Here is a 19,433-nt window from a genome sequence, read left to right as displayed (position 1 = left end):
TAGTTGCTCGGCTTTTTTGTATCTGTATCAACGCATTTAAAGTAAGAACTGCGTACACTGACGTTATCTTTGTTTACAGGACGTGTTATGTCTGTTTGGTTTTTCGCTGCCATCACTCTGATGGGGTTGTTTATCGTACTCTTATCACTGAGTGCATCAAAAGTGAAACCTGCTCAATGGTTTGGCTTTTGCCTGTTAGTACTTGTCGTGACGAGTGCCAGTTTCTTATTGCTGCATCAAACACCGCCTAAACGAATACAAGCGGAAATGTCACGAATGATGACTGCTCGTGACATCATGAAAGAGATTCAAGACCAGTTGCGTGAAGATCCGAACAACGCTGAATTGTGGTTCCAACTCGGGCAGGGCTACCTGCTAGAGGGGGAATTTGACGGCGCGCTGATTTGTTTTGATTACGCGATCCAACTGACTGAGCCAGTCAATGCCACGCAACTTGCTGCGAAAGCGACGACCTTGTACTACATTCACCAGCAATCAATGACGCAAGAAGTCAGTTTGCTTCTAGAACAAGCTCTACAGATAGAACCGCATAATGAAGCGGCTTTGTCTTTGATCGCAAATGATCATTTTCTGTCATTCCGATTTCAGGAAGCGATTGATGCCTGGGTAATATTATTAGATTCTAATGATCCAAATTTAGATAGGGTGCAAATCATTAACTCTATTAACAAAGCAAAAGAGCTATTGTAAGCGTACAATTTAACAAGCAATAGAGAGAAAGGTGGGCAACGAATGAAAAATAAAGCACTAAGCATATTGGTTTTGCTGTGCGGCTCTGTGCTGGCGGGTTGTAGCTCTTCCGATCATTCTGGCTCTTCCTCTATGGTTTATTATTCATCGGGTTATTACGATCCGTGGTGGTACGATCATGACGACTACTGGATTTATTACTATCCGGGCTGTTGCGATAACGACGATGAATACAAAGAGAAACTGGAAGAGTGGTGGAATGGTTTAGATGAAGACCAACAGCAATCCATCAAAGACAAAGTCGAAGATTGGAAAGACGATGATATGTCCGCCAATATCGATAACATGAAACGCCAACTCGACGATCATTGGCAATCATTGCCTGACGAGCAAAAGCAAGAGATTCAAACCAAATGGGAGAATCGTCCGGAGCGTATTGAGCCAGCGGCTTTACAAAACAAAGCGGTAAAAGAAAAGGTTCAACAAAGAAAAGCATTACCGGAAACGAAGATCCAACGCCCAGTTGCTCGTCCAAATGTGCAGATGCCTAAGGCACGTCCAAATATTCAACCGAGGCCGAGGCTTCCTCGTCGCTAGTACATTCGATTTTGTCTCTCGATAGAATCGAGGATGAAGAAATAAAGATAACAAAGAAACAAATAAACAAAAAAAAGGGGCGTTCAGTACGCCCCTTGTTGTATCTATAAATTAACCTCTGCCAGTTAGACTAATACGTGGCTTCGCGTTCAGCTGCTGCTTTATCCCATTCTGGTGCCACCGTTTCTAGGAAGTGTTTCTTGTCTGCGTTCATCTTATCCATATCCATGCCCAGTGCTTGTTGTGCTTTCGCTTTGGTCGAGATATCTGGAATTTGAACAGGGTCAGTAATGCCTTTGGTTGCTAGTAAACGAACCAACTTGGTACGAGCGTCAGCGGCGCGGTCAACTGCAGTACCTAGTACTTCAAGTGCTACCTCAGGAGCATGCATGTGAACACCGTGAGAAGCAATTGCGTAGTCCCAACGCCATTGTGCGTGGCGAATATCTTGCAGGATAGGTTCCATCTCTGCTTCTGTTGCACCTGCTTTCCACGCAGCGCCTGCTTCAAAGTGTGCTGCTACGATTTGCTTCTCGGCGGTTAGCTTCATGTTCAATACTTGCGCTTTGCGAGTCGAAACGATGCCTTGTAGTTGTTCTTTAGTTTGGGTATGGCATTGTGCACAGGTGTCTTCAAAGCGATCAAATGGGTTACCCACTTTGTGGTCTGTGTACACCGTACCGTCTTCTTTCGTTACTTTAGGCATATGACAGTCCACACACACCACTTTGTTTTTGCCATGGATGCCATCGCGCCACGTTTCGTAACCCGGGTGTTGTGCTTTTAGCATCGGAGCTTTAGATACTGCATGCGTCCAATCTTTGAAGTTCAACGCGTCGTAGTATTTCTCCATGTCATTAACGGTGGTGCCCATATCCCATGGGAACTTAACCGCTTTAGTTGGGCCGGTGAAGTAGTATTCAACGTGACATTGAGCGCAGACCGATGCTTGCTTATCTAGGCGAGATTGTTCATCAAAGTTTTTACCAATAGTATCAAAAGCACGCTCGACATAAGGGCGAGTTACCGCCAGTGCTGGTTCGCCTTTCTTAAATTCTTCAGAGCGAGTGTCGTGACAGTCAGAACAACCAATAGGGTTGACGATTTCTGAGCCCAAGCGTGCCCATTTACCTTCGAAATAACCGTCTTCACCACGTTCATCAATCACGCGAGCAACGTCAGGGCTTTTACAGCTCCAACAGGCCATTGGCATAGGGCCGGATTTTTCATCAGTCGGTGCGCCAGTACGTAAGGTTTGGCGAACATCATCAAGTGCGTAAAAGTGACCGCGCGCTTTGTTGTAGTCTTTCGCAAAGCCGTAGCCAGCCCATAAGATCACCATGTTTGGGTCTTCACTTAGGGCATCCTCAATGTGTTCGCTTTCGGATGTTGCTTTCCAAGAGTGGTATTGGTCGGGGTGGTTCTGTTCAAAGGCGTCATTTCGAGGATCGATGAGACCTTTTTCTTCTGCCGCCAACGGAGCGCCGACCAAAAATAATTGGCTGGCGAATAAGGTCGCAACCGCGATAGGTGCGCTCATCCAGTGTTTTATGCTCACGGTGTTATCTCCATATTCGTTTTTATTAGCAGCGTTGTGAGAAGCTATTCCAAATAAGAACTGGAGATCTACGATTAATAATATTGCTTAATTGGATAGATGAAATAGTGAGCGAATCTTGTCTTGTTTTAGATCAATTTACACCAGTGATCTCAGTCATGTTTGAATTTATATACCCCTAAAGTGGTAGTTTATAAGTCCTTGTTCGTCAATATCTTGGGCTTTTAACCTTTTTAAAAATAGGGTGATTTGGTTCGCTTTTTGAGCAGGTGTTTCTACCCCTTATGAATAATAGAGGTATTATAAATATAGGTTTAGCGTTGTGGCTTTCCGAAATAAGAATTGATGTCATTTGAAGATTTAAAAAATATCTTCAGAGGAAATTAATTGTCGCTCAAATAAATAATTGAGAATAGTTATCAATTATTGTCGAGCTAAGGAAAGAACAATATGGGCAATATAAAATTGACCATAGAGACAATGCTGAAACTTCTCTTCGTCTTTGCCATCTATGGTTTCTCCATCGCCGCCCATGCGACTTCTTCAGAGCCGATTGAAGGTGCTCAAGCTGAGCGTCATCAAGTCGAGTTGATCCGTGACCGAGACTACAAGTGTCTGCAATGTCATAAGGATGCCAAAGAGACTCTGAACCTTTCGCATGACCCGCAAGCACTACTCAGCCAAGGGAAGCAACTTAATTGCACCAATTGCCATAGCAATATTGGTCCCGACCATCGTGAAGGCGCGCCTGATGTGATTAAGTTTTCTGCCGCGCAATCGAAAGAGGTACACGACAAAGTGTTCCTTGATCCAAGCATGATTCTTAAAGCTAACAGCCAATGTGTGGATTGCCACGCACCGGCACAGCTGAGAGAAAGCCACTGGACACACGATGTGCACGCCAAAAACCTCACTTGTTCAAATTGCCACGATGTACACGCAGCGAAAACCAAAGCGTTGTCATACGACAGAAAACAACTGATCAAGCAGTGTGTGGATTGTCACTCTGAATTTGCCGTCGAACCTGAACTTGCCAAAGAAGAGGAGAGATAGCATGAAATGTTCGAGAAGAAACTTTTTAGCCGGCAGCGGCGCGTTGATTTTAACTACAGGCGTTGCAGGCACTTCCGTTGTTAGCTCCTCTCTCTATGCCAGCAACAGTGAACAAGCGAAACGCATGGGTATGGTTCATGATGAAAATGCCTGTATTGGCTGTACCGCTTGTACCGATGCTTGTCGCAAAGTAAATAAAGTCCCTGAAGGCGTAACGCGACTTAAAATTCATCGCAGTGAACCGATTGGCGAATTTCCAGATGTGGAATACCAGTTTACTCGCGAATCCTGTCAGCACTGTGATAACCCACCATGTGTGTACGTTTGTCCAACAGGCGCTGCATACAAAGATGAAGCGACCGGCATCGTGGATGTGCACAAAGAGAAATGTGTCGGATGTGGTTATTGCCTTGCCGCTTGCCCTTACCAAGTGCGCTTCTTTAATCCAGTCGATCACTCTGCGGATAAATGTAACTTCTGCCGTGATACCAACCTAGCGCAAGGTAAGCAGCCAGCTTGCGTGGAATCTTGCCCAACAAAAGCACTCATCTTTGGTGATTTGAATGACCCAACTAGCGAGGTGAGCAAAGCTATCGAAAGCCATGTTGTCTATCGCGATAAATCGCATTTAGGTACGCAACCTAAACTGTACAAAATTCCGCATAGCAAAGGGGAGGTGTCATCATGAACGGCTTCGAAAGTGCATTCCACTTTGACTCGTTAGTCTGGGATTGGATCATCGCGATTTACTTATTCCTTGCTGGGATGTCAGCAGGTGCGGTGATGATTTCTATCTATTTAAAACGCAAAGTGATTGAAGGTGATCCCGCAAACAACGGCATCATGAAAGCTATGGCTTGGCTTGCGCCATTTGGCATCATTGCTGGGTTGGTAATTTTGATTTTCCATTTAACCAAGCCTTTAGAGTTTTGGAAGATCATGATCTACTACAACCCAACGTCTGTGATGTCGATGGGCGTGATCTTGTTCCAAGTGTACATGCTGGTGCTGTTTGTTTGGATTGGCGTTATCTTCCGCCATCAAATCATCAGCTTCTGTGAAGGGAAGTTACCAAGCAAACTGCTGGATTTTGCCGATGGCATTTTGATTAAGGCGGGGAAAGCCAACAACGCCATTGAATTGTTCTTGGGCTTCTTAGCCATCGTGCTTGCAGCGTACACTGGCTTTCTATTGTCTGCATTGAAGACTTACCCAATGCTAAACAATCCAGTACTGCCAATCTTGTTCCTGTTCTCTAGTTTGTCCTCGGGTGCAGCGGCATGCTTGATGTTCGGCATCTTGGTGTTTAAAGAGTCGACCAGCAGCCCAAGTGTGTCTTGGGTACACGGATTTGAACGCCCAGTAGTATTGTTTGAGCTGTTTGTCTTAGTGACTTTCTTTACTGGACTGATCTTCAGCGGTGGTCAGAACGAAGTCGCGGCTTGGAATGCTATTTCGAGTGGATTCTGGGCTCAATGGTTCTGGGGTGGGGTAGTGTTCATCGGCATGATAACGCCTTTGACTCTCAATTGGTTGGCGCCTTCTGAAGTGCGCCACAAAGGCAGTTACGTTTTTGTGGTCACGACGTTGAGCTTGGTTGGCGTACTTATGCTGCGTACTTTCATTCTCTATGCCGGTCAAATGACCTTAGTGTAAGGGGGATAAATGGAAGCTGAGCTAGGGTTCTTCTTACTGATATTGGTGGCTGTAACATCGACTTGTGCATCGTTGCTGCATTGGCTACGTCGTGCTATGAGTAAGAAGGCGACATTGCCGCATCAAGTCGCGATGTCCCACATCATTAGCTTAGCTTCCTTCATTTGTTTAGCACTTCTGATCGTCTGCTTCGTGCAAGACAACTTCGCGTTGGAATATGTTGTTACGCATTCCAACAGTCAACTTCCCGTAGCATTCAAGATTGCTGCCGCTTGGGGCGGGCACCAAGGCTCCATGTTGTTTTGGGTCGTCACCCTGAGTTTATGGGCGTCGTTTATTGCATTTAAGTCACCGCTCAACGCCCAATATACTTGTGACTGTTTAGGAATCATGAACGTTCTTATTGCAACATTTGCTTGGTTCACGTTAATGACCTCTAACCCGTTCGAATATGCCCAAGTATTGGCGTCGGAAGGGCGAGATCTAAATCCAATGCTGCAAGATGTTGGGCTTATCATTCATCCACCATTGCTTTATCTCGGTTATGTCGGTTACGCAGCAATATTAGCTTTTGCATTAGCGGCGCTATTGGGTAAACAACCGATGAGCGATTGGTATGTGGTCGCTCGTAGCGCAGCGTTTTTTGCATGGGGAACGCTTACATTAGGTATCTTGGTGGGATCATGGTGGGCGTACAATGAGCTAGGGTGGGGCGGCTGGTGGTTTTGGGACCCTGTGGAGAACGCTTCTTTACTGCCTTGGCTTACGGGTACTGCTTTGTTGCACAGCGGTGTTGTCGCAACACGTATCAGAGGCGCAATTTGGAGCTCCTATGCACTGGCGTTTACCACGTTCTGCCTAAGCATTTTAGGGACATTCGTGGTGCGCTCTGGCGTGCTGACTTCAGTGCACGCTTTTGCGGTGGACCCAACTAAAGGTTTGGTGCTGCTTGGTGTATTGAGCTTGCTTGTCATCATCACTTTTGGCGTACTGATTTTGCGAGGAGAACAACTCCCTCGCTTCAAACTTCAATCTCTAGCGAGCCGAGCTTACACTGCTTACATCGCCAAAGGGCTGCTGGTTATTGCGACTGCTATCGTTTTTCTTGGCACTTTTTATCCGATGGTTTATCAACTGCTCGGTTTAGGAAACATTTCAGTTGGCGCACCTTATTTTAATAGTCTGATCTTCCCATTAAGCATACTGGCTCTGATTTCCTTAGCTTTCATGCCGCTGCTGAAATGGACAAAAGGCACAGTGCCGAGTGTAAGCGCTGATATTGCGATCAGTATTGCGTTATCTCTTGTCTCTGGGATCGGGTTTATCTTCTTAGTGCACGCACTGCATTTCGAAGTATTGCTAACCATAACGTTGGCTACTTGGGTGATTGCGGCGCATCTCGTTATGCTGTTTCGTTGTTCCAATAAGCGCAAACTCATGCCAATCGTGATGGCACATATCGGTTTTGCGCTGGCGGTGAGTGGAGCTGTATTCAACAGTCACTACTCATATGAACACAATTTACGTGTCGAACCCGGCAGTTCTCAACAAAGGGCGGGGATCACTATCGATTATCATGGTATCGAATGGCTGGTGGGGCCAAACTACACCGCTGAACAAGGACAGATCACCTTGCACTTGGAAGATGGCCGCATGCTCAATTTCAACCCGCAAAAGCGTCATTACCCTGTGCGAGTGATGAATATGACCGAGCCTGCGATTCGTTCACTATGGCATGGCGATTATTACGTGACATTGGGTGACAAAGTCGATACTCATGCTTATGCGATTAAAGTTCAGTACCGCGCAGGTATTTGGTGGATATGGTCTGGCGGGCTACTAGCTGTGTTTGGCGCGCTATTAACCGGCCTAAAGAAAAGGAGAGAGGCTATCAATGCGATCGAGAAATACGCTTAAACTCGCAGGTCTGTTTGTGGCTGTTGCCGTGTTTGCTGTAGTAACTGCGGTGGCTTTGTCTGAGCGACCACATGTTGAATTGTCCCCACAACGAAATTTAGAGACACCTAATTTTCGCTCTACTTCTCTGATCTCTGATGACATGGTTTCTGAGCAGTTGTTCAAAAGCGACGGATATAAATTATTGAATGTTTGGGCATCTTGGTGCGGAGTATGCAAACGAGAGCATGAAGAATTATTGCAGTTAGCAGAACTCGGTGTGCCTATTATTGGGCTGAATTATAGAGATCAAAAACAAGCCGCTCGTGAATATTTGAGCTCTAAACGAAATCCATATATTGAAGTAATTAGTGACCCTAATGGAAAGCTCGCTGTGGAGCTAGGTGTTATCGGAACGCCGGAAACTTACTTGATTGATCCAAATGGTCGTATATTGATCAAATATCGTGGAGAGCTAACGGCAGATAAATGGAACGATATATTTTCAGGATACTTGAATGTTTCGATTTAATAATCTTCTCCTCACTTTAATCCTATTTATACTATTTTCTCCTTTCACGAGAAGTGCGGATATAGAACAGAATGTTGATCTGTTTGAATTTCATTCTGTTGAAGTGCAACAGCGTGCAACCTCGTTAGCCAAGACATTGCGCTGCCCGCAGTGTCAAAACCAAAACCTTGTCGAGTCTAATGCACAAGCGGCTAAAGACCTGAGGTTGAAAGTGTATACGATGGCCAATGAAGGCAGCTCAGATCAAGAAATAAAGGACTATCTAGTTGCTCGTTATGGGAATATTGTTCTGTATCAACCACCATTAAATTATTCCACGGCGCTGTTGTGGATCTTTCCTGTGCTATTTTTGATCTTTTTTGTCTTATATTCGATCCGAATGGTGAAGCGTAATTAATGTGACCGTTATTCCACTATTAAAAATAAATTGTGCACTTAACAAGCAGAATGTTATCATTTTTCCGAATTTATGAAGTTTCCAGTATAAAGAAAATAAAAATTTTGAGCTGGATAAGTAATAAAAGAACGAATAGGTGCACGCAGTGGATTCAGTTATATTACAACTTAAAAAAGACTTCTATTCGCAGATTCGTGCATTGCAATCACCGAACCTGCCTCAAGTTACTTCAACGCTCGCCGTGTTGACCGACGAGGAAATCCAAGAACTCGAAGCAGTTTGGATTGAACTCGCCGTTTGGAAGCGCAGTCAGACCCATTAAAAGATAGACCAAACGACCTTCTTGAAACCCCAGACAAAATTTGTCTGGGGTTTTTTATTGTAGTTTTTTTAAATTGTTATAATATAACAATTGTTCAGTTGGAGAGTGTTTCTCTTTTGCTGTCTTGAGTGGATAACTGCCCTCAATTGTGATCTCTATATTGCAAAATGCGGTATCAGTCCCCATAGTTGAAGAGCAACGAGTAAATCCCATGAATGCAATAACGAAAACGCATCAAGCGCATCAAGCAATAAATCGAGTGAGTATAGATATGGCGGAAGTACGTGCCAGAGTAGATTTTAAAGTCGGGGCAAAAAGTAACATTGATGCCGAAATTCTGTCTTTCCATGGTCTGAAGACAGACAAAGAGCATGTTGCTATTATCTTTAAACAAGCGGACCAAACTCAGGACATGCCTTTAGTTCGTATGCACTCTGAGTGTTTGACAGGCGATGTGTTCCACTCTTCACGCTGTGACTGTGGTGAGCAACTAGAAGAGACGATCAATCGCATGGGCGAGTCCGGTGGTATCATCTTGTATCTCCGTCAGGAAGGTCGTGGTATTGGTTTGTACAATAAGATCGATGCATACCGCTTACAAAGCCAGGGCATGAACACGTACGAAGCTAACAACCATTTGGGCTTTGATGATGACCTGCGTGATTTCACAGAAGCAGCACAAATGCTAGAAGCTTTAGGCGTGAATAAGATCCGCCTCGTGACGAACAACCCTAAGAAAATTCGTGAGTTATCTGAGTACGGAATTGAAATTGGCGAGGTTGTCAATACCTCTGCACATATCAAAGATGGCAACGAAAATTATCTGAAGGCAAAAGTCTCTCACGGAAAACATGACCTAAAGGTTTAATCCTAAAGATAAAACTGACAATAAAGTCTGTGAAAAACCTCATTTTTATGAGGTTTTTTTGTATCTGGAGTTGCAAATAAATTGTAAATTTGTATTATCTCGAGACTAAAGTGCAAATAAGAATAATTAGCACTACCAATACGATAATTGAAAAGCTCAACAAGGATGCTTCAGATGAATGCAAAAAAAGTTTTAGTCCAATCTATTGCTGCATCACTCCTCATTGCCAGTGGTTCTACCGTTGCTGCCACAGTAACTAAACAACAAGTAGTCGAACATTACGCGGACGTTGCCCATGCTGTGTTTGCTGATTCAGTAACAACAGCGAAAGCGCTGGATGTAAAAATCGACGAATTCCTAAAATCACCATCAGCGAAAAAGCTTGAAGAAGTAAAACAAGCTTGGCTAGATTCTCGCGTGCCTTACCAACAGTCTGAAGTTTTCCGTTTTGGTAACGCGATTGTTGACGATTGGGAGGGTCAGTTAAACGCGTGGCCACTTGATGAAGGTCTGATCGACTACGTAGCGGCTGATTACCAATACGAATTGGGTAACGAGGGCGCTGCTGCCAACATCATCGCGAACACTAGCCTACAGATCGGTGCTTCTAAACTGGACGTTTCAAAAATCACTCCAGAATTGCTAGCGGATCTAAACGAAGTAGGCGGTTCTGAGGCAAACGTTGCATCAGGTTACCACGCGATTGAATTCTTGCTTTGGGGTCAAGACCTAAACGGCACTAACGCGGGTGCAGGTCAACGTGCTTACACTGATTTCGTTGTGGGTTCTGAGTGTACGAATGGCCATTGTGAGCGTCGTGGAGAGTACCTAAAAGCAGCCGCTGATCTACTGGTTCAAGACCTTGAGTGGATGGAAAAGCAGTGGTCTGCTGAAGTAAAAGGTAACTACCGTGAAGAGCTACTAAACGAATCTGCTGATAATGGTCTTCGTAAGATGCTATTCGGCATGGGTTCTCTTTCTCTAGGTGAGCTAGCGGGTGAGCGCATGAAAGTGGCACTAGAAGCGAACTCAACTGAAGACGAGCACGATTGTTTCTCAGACAACACGCATAATTCTCACTACTACAATGAGCAAGGCATCTACAACGTTTACACAGGTACATACAAAGGTGTAAACGGCAAAGAGCTATCTGGTCCAAGTATTGCTGATCTTGTTGCTCAAAAAGATAAGAAAGCGGCGACCGAAATTCAAAAACAGTTTGATACAACACGTAGCCAAGTTGGTGAGCTAGTGACTTCTGCAGAGAAGAACAACCAGCACTTTGACCAACTTATTGCGGCGGGTAACGCACAAGGCAACGCGCTAGTAAACGACACCATCATGTCGTTGGTAGCGCAAACTGGCGCGATTGAGCGAGCGGCAAACATTGTCGGCATCGACAGCCTAAGCCCTGATACTGCTGACCACGAGTTTTAATAAGAAAACCATAATAAATAAGGGCTCTTTGTGAGCCCTTTTGACGTTTGAGCTCGTTGTTATCACCCTTGTTGTCTATGTAGAGCAATGATATGAAGCCATACCTGATTTCTGCGCTAGCCGCGATCCTTTCTTCTTCTGCCATGGCTTACGATGTTAAGTCCGGTGGCAAAACCAGTGTTAAAAAAGACGGCGCGAATGCCTATTCTCTTCCTGCTGCTAACTTGCCAATGAGCAAACGCCTCGATTTTAGTGTCGGTAACAGCTTTTTCCGCAACCCTTGGGTACAAGCGCCAGCGTCAACAGACGCTCGTGACGGCCTAGGCCCGCTTTTTAATACCAATGGTTGTCAGAACTGCCACATCAAAGACGGTCGTGGTCATCCGCCAGAGAAAGATGATTTACATGCCGTGTCTATGTTAGTGCGCTTAAGCATTCCTGCGATGACGCCAGAACAAAAGAAAGCTTACATCAAAGATGGCGGCATACCTGAGCCGACTTATGGTGGCCAGCTTCAAGATTTCGCCCTGCAAGATCAAACGCCAGAAGGCAAAATCGAAATCACTTACACCGATGTCCCAGTGAAATTTAAAGACGGTACGACGGTGACGCTAAGAAAACCTCATTTGAACATTACCGATCTGGGTTACGGCGATATGCACCCTGATACCGAGTTCTCAGCACGCGTGGCACCGCCAATGATCGGCCTTGGTTTGTTAGAGAGTATTCCCGACGAAACGCTACTTGCTTGGGCTGATGAACAAGATGCCGACAAAGACGGTATCTCAGGCAAAGTCAATAAGGTGTGGGATATTGAGAAGGACAATTTCTCGATTGGTCGTTTTGGCTGGAAAGCAGGACAACCGACGTTAATGCAGCAAAATGCAGCAGCATTCAATGGTGATGTCGGTCTGACGAGCCATTTATTCCCAAATGAAAACTGTACCTCGAAACAAAGCATTTGTGACGACATGCCAAATGGCGGCAAACCAGAAGTGAGTGAAAATATTCTCGACTTCGTAGAGTTTTACAGCCAGCACTTAGCCGTACCTATTCGCCGTAACATCAATGAGCCTAACGTGAAACTTGGTCAGCAAATCTTTGCTGCGTCTGGCTGTGAAAGCTGCCACAAGACCAGTGTTAAAACGGCGAAACGACCAGAGTTACCAGCGCTTTCTGAGCAGCTTATCCACCCATACACCGACATGCTTCTGCACGACATGGGTGAAGGCTTAGCCGATAACCGTCCGGAATACTTAGCAAACGGCCGTGAATGGCGAACGGCACCGTTGTGGGGTATTGGTTATACCGAAGAAGTAAACGGACACACGTACTTTCTACATGATGGCCGCGCTCGTAACCTGATGGAAGCGGTGTTGTGGCACGGCGGCGAAGCTGAAACGGCGAAACAAAATGTTTTAGCTCTGAACAAAAAAGAACGTGATGCTCTCATTGCGTTTCTGAACTCTCTATAAGGAAGCAACCATGAAAAAAACACTGTTAGTGAGTGCGATTGCCGCAACGTTAAGTTTGGTTGGTTGCCAATCGACCATCGGTTCGAGCTCAGCCAAGCCTGAGAGTACAAGTCATATTTCTCAAAGCGTGTACGAGGTTGAGTTTCAATCAGCTCAGACGTTTTTAGCGCAAACCACAGAACTTGAACAGCGCTTCGCGGATTACTGCGCATCAGAGTCGAAAGATGATGCACAAGTAAAACAGCAATGGCATCAAACGATGCTTGCGTGGATGGCATTACAAGGTCAAGAACGTGGCCCTGCTACGGCGTTGGAGCAAAGCTGGAATGTTCAGTTTTGGCCAGATAAAAAGAACACCACTGGTCGTAAAATGTCTGTACTGACGAAATCTGATCAAGCTTGGAGTGCAGAAGGTATCTCCACCCAAAGTGTCACCGTGCAAGGTTTAGGTGCATTGGAATGGCTGCTTTACGATAAAGCGTCGACCTTATCTAGCAATAGCAATACCTGTGTGACAGGCGTAGCGATTGCAGAAAACCTCGATAACAAAGCGCAGATCATCGCGGATTCTTGGGCAGAGAACCCTTGGAAAGCGCTAGAGATGACGGAATGGGAATCTGAGTACATTTCACTGCTCTCGAATCAGCTTGAGTACAGCATGAAGAAGTTGAGCCGACCGCTAGCGAAGATTGGTAAGCCTCGCCCGTATTTTTCAGAATCGTGGCGTTCAGAGACCTCACTTTCAAACTTAAAAGCCAACCTTCAAGGGATGGAAGCGTTGTACTTTGCGAACGGAAATGGTCTAGATGCGCTACTAAGAGAGCAAGGCCATGCAGATCTCGCAGACCGTGTTGTTCATCAGTTTGAAATGGCGTTAGAAACTTGGCCAGAAGATAAGAGCTTGTTTGCTGCACTACAAACAAAAGAAGGCTATCGCATGGTGCTTGCTCAATACAATAAGCTAGAGCAATTGAAGTACCTGATTCACGAAGAAGTGGCAATCGAGCTTGGCGTAGTTATAGGATTTAATGCAACCGATGGTGACTGATCAAACCCGCCGAACTTTGCTGAAAGCCGCTCTATTCGGGGCGGCTACACCTATGATGCCATTTGGTTGTTCTTCAACAAGCTCACGTGAGCCTGCGTTGATCGGCTGCTCTATCATTGGCCGAGATAAATATGCAGCGGTGGTGGCGGATGAGCATGGTATGCCGCTATCTTCATTGCCGATTCCTGAGCGTGGTCACGGTGTGGCAACCAACCAACAAGGCCACGCCGTAGTTTTTGGTCGTCGACCTGGTACTTTCTTCATGGTGTTTGATTATCGCTCAGAGCAGATGATCAAACTGCAACTAGCAACGCCAAATCGCCATTTTTACGGACATGGTGTTTACTCCCATGACGGCACGTTGCTATTTGCCACAGAAGGGGAGAGGGGGACAAGCCGCGGGATCATTGGTGTTTATGATGTACAGAAGCAATATCAAAAGATCGATGAGTTAACAGGCTTTGGCCTTGGCCCTCATGAAGTGATCATGATGCCTGATGGCGCATTGGCGATTGGCGTTGGTGGCGTACACACTAATGGCCGTGAACCTCTCAATCTTGATAGCATGAGACCGAGTCTGAGTTACCTTTCACAAGAAGGGGAGCTATTGGATCAAGTGTCTTTACCGGATCATAAGTTGAGTATTCGCCATTTAGCTCATGATGGTGCGGAAACCGTGCTTTGTGGGCAACAATATCGTGGTGAGCCGGACGAGTATCCAGCCTTGATCGCCATGCACACGCGTGGTGGTGAGATGCAGGATCTACAAGCTGATCCTGAAGAGTGGGCGCGTTTCAATCACTACGTTGCGAGTATTGCAGCAACCGATGAATGGATCTTAGCCACTTCGCCTCCGGGCAGTTGTTATGGTATATGGTCTAAATCTACGGGCAAATTGGTCGAGCTAAGTGCGTTACCAGATGCCTCTGGTGTTGTGGTCTATGGCGATGAGTTCCGAGTCAGCTCTGGGGCGGGAAAAGTGGTAGAGCAAAGACCTGAGGAGTCAAAAAGTACCTTCGCAAGCGGAGTGCAATGGGACAACCATTGGTCGAGAATTATCTAGAAAGATCATTGAGTAATTACTTATAGAGAGTTTTGTTGTCGTTTTCGGCATCAGATTCTTAATTTTAAACCTGCAAGCTGTGAGATATTTGCCATACTTTTTATTATGGCAAGTAGCGCAAGGATCATTTCAGTGTTTGCTAGGGTTTTAATCATGACGGCACTTCTGGTGCCGTTTTGCAGCTTTTCCACCGTCGTTTCTCTCGAAGCTTCAGCGCAAGTCGAGCAAGAGGGAGCGGTACAAAAGCTGTCTGTAGAAAAAATGATCCATTATCCAGAGGTGATTGATCAACTGTATCAAAGCACCAATTACCGTTTGAACTGGGAAAATGAAAGTGATATTGAGCAGTTTCTTTTTCAAGTAAACCTGGTTGCACTTGCGGATGTCACCGATGAATTCGAAAATCAACTTCACCGGATAAACCAAGTAAGGTGGCAGGGAGATAATCTCGACTTCGATTTAGTGATGACAGATTCACTCTTGATGTACCTTAGTTATCTTGAGCAACTCCCCGAAGAAGGGATTAATTGGCTATTTACAGACAAAGCCCATGTTACGTTACCCGCTCCTAGCATCGATACTTTATCGGTTCTGAGTAATGAGATTACGGTTGGCAAACTTGGTCAGTTTTTGGCAAGTCTCCGGTCTCCATTACAAACAGATGATGCTTTCTACTCCGCCTATTCTTCGCTATCGGAACATTCTCAGTACCAATATCCTGCCTATCAACAAACTGGGCTAGCACGTGTTGGCGATATATTAGAAAACAGACCCCTATTGATTGAGCGAATGGAGATCGTAGGCGTAGATGTTTCTTACTTGGATTTAGTCACTGAAGAATATGACGAACAATTAGAGCTTGCGATAAAAGAGTTCCAGCGTATTCATGGTTTGAAAGAAGATGGCGTTATCGGCCCGAATACCATTCGATGGATCAACTTTTCTCCTCAAGAGCGATTGCATCTGCTGGCGTTGAATTCTGAGCGTTCAAGAATTTGGTCGAAAGAAAGGGATAATGTTGTCTTTGTTAACGTGCCTGGATACGAAGTCACGTATTGGCATGACGGTCAACCCTTGTTTGAGTCTAAAGTTGTGGTAGGGAGAGCATCAAGAAAAACGCCCATCATGTCGGTAGCACTGGATTCAGTTATTCTCAACCCAACTTGGAACGTGCCTTGGAATATCATGGTTAAAGACATTATTCCTAAAGTAAAACGTAATCCGATGTATTTGATTAACCATAACATTCAAATCATTCGGTCTTGGACTTCGAACGAAATTATTGACCCTACAACCATCAATTGGGCAACGGTGAATCCGAGAACATTTCCTTATCGTATGCGACAGGCGTCGGGCTTACAAAATGCACTGGGATTGTACAAGTTCAATATGCCTAACCCACAAGCTATTTATTTGCATGACACGCCAAGTAAGAACTTGTTTGAACAGGACAGACGCGCATTCAGCTCAGGATGTGTCCGTGTCGAACATGCAGACCAGTTAGCAGAACTTCTGTTCAAAACTCAGGGGTTGGAAGAACGTTTAGCGAAAAAGCGAGAAAGTTCTCGTCGGTCTAACACGTCAGTTCCTTTGGGAGAGCGCATTCAAGTACACATCATTTATCAAACAGCATGGTTGGAAGAGGGAACGCTTTACTACCGTGATGATATCTATAAGTACGATCACCGCAGTTGAAATCTTTAAGGAAAATTTACAAAACGAAGAATTCTCTTTTCGTTCAATAATTAAGCAATAATTACTGCATCTGAAAATCAAGATGGAGTGTTTTATGCATTTGACGTGACAAATGTGTTTGGTTAATGTCCACGACTTGTCTAGTTGTTGAGCACTGTATTTTGAAATGGTAAGTCGTAACTTTTCCCGCCGAGATTTCCTTAAAATGACCGCTGGTGGTGTGGTGTTGGCGTCTGCCCTGCCATCATTTTCTTGGGCTTCACTCCCTGACGAGCCACGTGCGCTGGCGATGAACAACCTTAATACTGGAGAGATCCTCGAAACATGCTATTTCGATGGAAAACGATACATTAATGATGAACTGCAAAGGCTGAATGAGTTTTGTCGAGACCATCGACGAAATGAGGTTCATCCGATGGATCGACGCTTGTTCGATCAAATAAGCCAAATTCAAAAGTTAATTGGTACAGAAGCAGAGGTGATCGTCATTTCAGGTTACCGTTCTCCTGCCACTAATGCCTCGCTGCGCAACGGGTCTTCTCGTGTAGCGAAAAAGAGCATGCACATGGAAGGAAAGGCCATTGATTTCCGTTTAGGCGGCGTGAAGCTTTCAACGGTTCGTGATGCTGCATTAAGCCTAAAAGCCGGTGGCGTGGGTTATTATCCAGGTAGTAACTTTGTTCATATCGATACGGGTGCTGTTCGTTCCTGGTAGTGCCAGTTGAGACAAGGTTTCTAGTCTCAGAACGTCGTCGATTACCCACAGTTCAAAGCTTGAAGTCGCTAGGCCTTAGTGTCATAGTTGCGGCAGTTTTCACGCAAATTTATTCGGTATAGGTTATCTATGGCTCTGAAATACCAAGTTGTTCCAGTAACATCTTTCTCTCAAAACTGTTCTATTGTCTGGTGTGACGAAACCATGAAAGGCATTGTGGTTGACCCAGGCGGCGATGAAAAGCAGCTCGCTATGCTTATCAAAGAGCTGGGTGTTGACGTGGTAAACCTAGTGCTCACACACGGTCACTTGGACCACGTAGGTGGTACAGAACCGCTGTCTGCAATGCTTGGTGGTACAGAGATTGTTGGCCCTCACAAGGCAGATAACTTCTGGTTGCAAGGTTTGGAAGGTCAGAGCCAAATGTTTGGTTTCCCGCTGACAGAAGCGTTTGAACCGCACCAATGGCTAAATGAGGGTGACACTGTCACTTTTGGTAATCAAGTGCTGAACGTATTCCACACACCTGGTCATACACCTGGTCACGTTGTGCTTTACAGCGAAGAAGCGCGTTTAGCGTTTGTGGGTGACGTTTTGTTTAACGGTAGCATTGGTCGAACTGACTTCCCACAAGGCGATTTCAATACGTTGATTAGCTCTATCAAAGAGAAATTGTGGCCTTTAGGCAATGATGTCACGTTTGTCCCTGGTCATGGCCCTCAATCGACTTTCGGTCACGAGCGTAAAACTAACCCGTTCGTTGCTGACGAGATGCCGCTTTACTAAAAGTGCGTGTACTAAGCATTATTCTGGCTCGGCGGCAGCTAAGTATCGCCGAGTCAGTCCCACAAAATCCTCAGCCTCACGATCTAGATCACTTGCTGATATAAATAGATCGTAGCCGTGGAAACCTCTCTGATACTTCATCCGGTTGGCGAGCATCGCTAACAAACCTTTGTACTCAATCCCATCTCTGTTTATATACGGTTTAGGGTCAAGCACCATATCCTCAAACTTATCTTCACACTGATTTTGTTTCGCGCCTAAGTAAAGCAGTGCTCGCTGGCTGAGGAGAATTTCTGTCGCTATACGAGGGCAGATTGAATTTAAGTAGGGTGAGTAGTGTTTTAGACGAATACCGATCCAAGGTAGCGGTTGGTGCCACCCTTCCTGTTGGTAGCTACAAATACCGATTGACTCAATATTTCGCCATCGGACGACCCAACCTCCTTTAAAAAGGTGTTGCTGAAAGTGAGAAGCTGTCAGCGTAAAAGTGACTTGGCTTTTCTTAATCATCAAGATGGCGAAACCAACGATTGCAGACATCAAAATGACCGACAACATGGCTTGCTTCCATCCCGGAGAAATGGCAACCAAAAACAAAGTGATGAGTGCAACGAGCAACAAAAGTATTCTGTTGATAGGGGAGTCGGGTTTGAAATGTGAATTTGTTAGATGCAGCGTTTCCATGCTTATAACCTCATCGAATACTTGTCCAAAAATAAGTGGGTAGCTTTATGTGCATTGATTTGCATTTAAAATAAAACAAACCTCTGTTTTTATACCCAGTATTCAATAAATCCGTTCATAAAATATCTGATTAAATAGTAGACGTTCTATGCTTTGAGCGCATTTTTCATCGCGTTTCGCCGCTAAAACCTACAAATTGCTTGTGAATTTTGGTATAAAACGCGCTTCAAATTTTCATCCCTGCTGAGATGCAGTGAACTGGAGAAATATTCAATGAGACTTGCTCATAAGCGTAAAGTGCAGATGAAACTGCAAAAACGCATTAAAGCGACAGTAGCAAACTTAGCTGCAGCACCTAAAGCAGTGAAGCCTGTTGCGGAAAAAGCAGTAGCACCTTCTGTTGCTGAAAAAGCTGTTGCGGAGAAAGTAGTAGCTGATAAAAAAGTAGCTGCAGTGAAAACAGTTGATGTTGCCCTTACTCCTAAGCAACAACAAGTATTAGACATCGTTATGGCGAATGCTGAAGGTATTAACCCTAAAGGCATCGGTCTAGCTGCAGGTCAAGAAGATACTAAAGCGGCATCATGGGCTACTGGCGCACTAAAGAAGCTTCTTGAAGAAAACCTAGTTCAAAAAGAGCAGTTAGCAGGTAACAAAGTTATCTACAAAGCAGTTTAATTACCGCTACCGTTCTAGATTGAATACCTCGGCCGATGCCGAGGTATTTTTTTATCTTGGTATTGGAAATAATGCATTAAGTACTGACTTTAACACTGCCAATAAGTGGTTTGTCACATTTTCTTAAATACTATGTAAATTTTTTGGCAGAAAAATACGTACGTATTCTCTTTTATTTTTATTCATAGATAAAAATATAATTTATTGATTTTGCTATTAACAGTCTTTTGTCATGACGGTTGTCCTACGTACTTGTACGTAA

At 44.9% G+C, this 19,433-nt stretch carries 20 protein-coding genes; 18 read left to right on the top strand and 2 right to left on the bottom strand.

Annotation, left to right across the window (positions count from 1 at the left end):
• Positions 1–87 precede the first annotated feature (87 nt).
• On the top strand, positions 88–711 hold the full coding sequence (locus R7P80_RS22265) for a tetratricopeptide repeat protein (RefSeq protein ID WP_054574745.1): 624 nt from the start codon (positions 88–90) through the stop codon (positions 709–711).
• Between the two features lie 42 nt (positions 712–753).
• Positions 754–1,308 carry a hypothetical protein gene (locus R7P80_RS22260; RefSeq protein WP_225491964.1) on the top strand — a complete coding sequence of 185 codons (555 nt, stop codon included), beginning with the start codon at positions 754–756 and terminating at the stop codon, positions 1,306–1,308.
• A gap of 130 nt (positions 1,309–1,438) precedes the next feature.
• On the opposite strand, the gene nrfA is transcribed toward R7P80_RS22260, so the two are convergent.
• Positions 1,439–2,866, bottom strand: a complete 1,428-nt coding sequence (gene nrfA / locus R7P80_RS22255) for an ammonia-forming nitrite reductase cytochrome c552 subunit (protein ID WP_009706899.1) — start codon at positions 2,864–2,866, stop codon at positions 1,439–1,441.
• A 450-nt stretch (positions 2,867–3,316) separates the two neighbouring features.
• Here nrfA and nrfB point away from each other — a divergent pair, with 450 nt between their 5' ends.
• The 15 genes from nrfB (at position 3,317) to R7P80_RS22180 (ending at position 17,809) form a co-directional block, all read left to right on the top strand.
• A complete protein-coding gene (gene nrfB / locus R7P80_RS22250; RefSeq protein WP_045480906.1) occupies positions 3,317–3,919 on the top strand; it encodes a cytochrome c nitrite reductase pentaheme subunit in 603 nt (200 codons plus the stop codon).
• A 1-nt stretch (position 3,920) separates the two neighbouring features.
• Positions 3,921–4,607 carry a cytochrome c nitrite reductase Fe-S protein gene (nrfC, locus tag R7P80_RS22245; protein ID WP_149191747.1) on the top strand — a complete coding sequence of 229 codons (687 nt, stop codon included), beginning with the start codon at positions 3,921–3,923 and terminating at the stop codon, positions 4,605–4,607.
• Complete coding sequence (nrfD, locus tag R7P80_RS22240) at positions 4,604–5,575, top strand: cytochrome c nitrite reductase subunit NrfD (RefSeq protein ID WP_053304292.1); 972 nt, start codon at positions 4,604–4,606, stop codon at positions 5,573–5,575. Before nrfC ends, nrfD begins: the two co-directional genes overlap by 4 nt.
• Before the next feature lie 9 nt (positions 5,576–5,584).
• A complete protein-coding gene (locus tag R7P80_RS22235; protein ID WP_149191748.1) occupies positions 5,585–7,492 on the top strand; it encodes a heme lyase CcmF/NrfE family subunit in 1,908 nt (635 codons plus the stop codon).
• Positions 7,470–8,003 carry a DsbE family thiol:disulfide interchange protein gene (locus R7P80_RS22230; RefSeq protein WP_025767281.1) on the top strand — a complete coding sequence of 178 codons (534 nt, stop codon included), beginning with the start codon at positions 7,470–7,472 and terminating at the stop codon, positions 8,001–8,003. The genes R7P80_RS22235 and R7P80_RS22230 overlap by 23 nt, the downstream gene beginning before the upstream one ends.
• Positions 7,990–8,400: a heme lyase NrfEFG subunit NrfF gene (nrfF, locus tag R7P80_RS22225; protein WP_025767282.1), complete on the top strand. Its 411-nt coding sequence runs from the start codon at positions 7,990–7,992 to the stop codon at positions 8,398–8,400. The genes R7P80_RS22230 and nrfF overlap by 14 nt, the downstream gene beginning before the upstream one ends.
• A 145-nt stretch (positions 8,401–8,545) precedes the next feature.
• Positions 8,546–8,722 (top strand): hypothetical protein, encoded by a 177-nt coding sequence (locus R7P80_RS22220; protein WP_020480909.1) that lies wholly within the window; start codon positions 8,546–8,548, stop codon positions 8,720–8,722.
• Between the two features lie 271 nt (positions 8,723–8,993).
• Positions 8,994–9,590, top strand: a complete 597-nt coding sequence (locus R7P80_RS22215) for a GTP cyclohydrolase II (RefSeq protein WP_025767283.1) — start codon at positions 8,994–8,996, stop codon at positions 9,588–9,590.
• Between the two features lie 174 nt (positions 9,591–9,764).
• Positions 9,765–11,027: an imelysin family protein gene (locus R7P80_RS22210; protein WP_225491963.1), complete on the top strand. Its 1,263-nt coding sequence runs from the start codon at positions 9,765–9,767 to the stop codon at positions 11,025–11,027.
• 92 nt (positions 11,028–11,119) lie between these two features.
• Positions 11,120–12,502: a di-heme oxidoredictase family protein gene (locus R7P80_RS22205; RefSeq protein ID WP_225491962.1), complete on the top strand. Its 1,383-nt coding sequence runs from the start codon at positions 11,120–11,122 to the stop codon at positions 12,500–12,502.
• A 10-nt stretch (positions 12,503–12,512) separates the two neighbouring features.
• Complete coding sequence (locus R7P80_RS22200) at positions 12,513–13,550, top strand: imelysin family protein (RefSeq protein ID WP_005376849.1); 1,038 nt, start codon at positions 12,513–12,515, stop codon at positions 13,548–13,550.
• On the top strand, positions 13,531–14,613 hold the full coding sequence (locus R7P80_RS22195; protein WP_005376850.1) for a DUF1513 domain-containing protein: 1,083 nt from the start codon (positions 13,531–13,533) through the stop codon (positions 14,611–14,613). The genes R7P80_RS22200 and R7P80_RS22195 overlap by 20 nt, the downstream gene beginning before the upstream one ends.
• Positions 14,614–14,766: 153 nt before the next feature.
• Complete coding sequence (locus R7P80_RS22190; RefSeq protein WP_225491961.1) at positions 14,767–16,308, top strand: murein L,D-transpeptidase; 1,542 nt, start codon at positions 14,767–14,769, stop codon at positions 16,306–16,308.
• Between the two features lie 166 nt (positions 16,309–16,474).
• Entirely contained in the window at positions 16,475–17,023 is a 549-nt protein-coding gene (locus tag R7P80_RS22185) for a DUF882 domain-containing protein (RefSeq protein WP_225491960.1), read from the top strand.
• A 129-nt stretch (positions 17,024–17,152) separates the two neighbouring features.
• Positions 17,153–17,809 (top strand): MBL fold metallo-hydrolase, encoded by a 657-nt coding sequence (locus R7P80_RS22180; protein ID WP_062730526.1) that lies wholly within the window; start codon positions 17,153–17,155, stop codon positions 17,807–17,809.
• 18 nt (positions 17,810–17,827) lie between these two features.
• Here R7P80_RS22180 and R7P80_RS22175 read toward each other — a convergent pair whose 3' ends face one another.
• Positions 17,828–18,493 carry a DUF2982 domain-containing protein gene (locus R7P80_RS22175; protein WP_225491959.1) on the bottom strand — a complete coding sequence of 222 codons (666 nt, stop codon included), beginning with the start codon at positions 18,491–18,493 and terminating at the stop codon, positions 17,828–17,830.
• Between the two features lie 273 nt (positions 18,494–18,766).
• On the opposite strand from R7P80_RS22175, the gene R7P80_RS22170 reads away from it, so the two are divergent.
• Positions 18,767–19,171, top strand: coding sequence for a hypothetical protein (locus R7P80_RS22170; protein ID WP_005376863.1), 405 nt, complete (start codon positions 18,767–18,769; stop codon positions 19,169–19,171).
• The last annotated feature ends 262 nt before the right edge of the window (positions 19,172–19,433 follow it).

It is taken from the genome of Vibrio sp. 2092 (genome assembly GCF_033339635.1).
Classification (GTDB): domain Bacteria; phylum Pseudomonadota; class Gammaproteobacteria; order Enterobacterales; family Vibrionaceae; genus Vibrio; species Vibrio alginolyticus.
The sequence above is the reverse complement of the archived record's forward strand: the minus strand, read 5'-3'. Positions and strand labels throughout refer to the sequence as shown.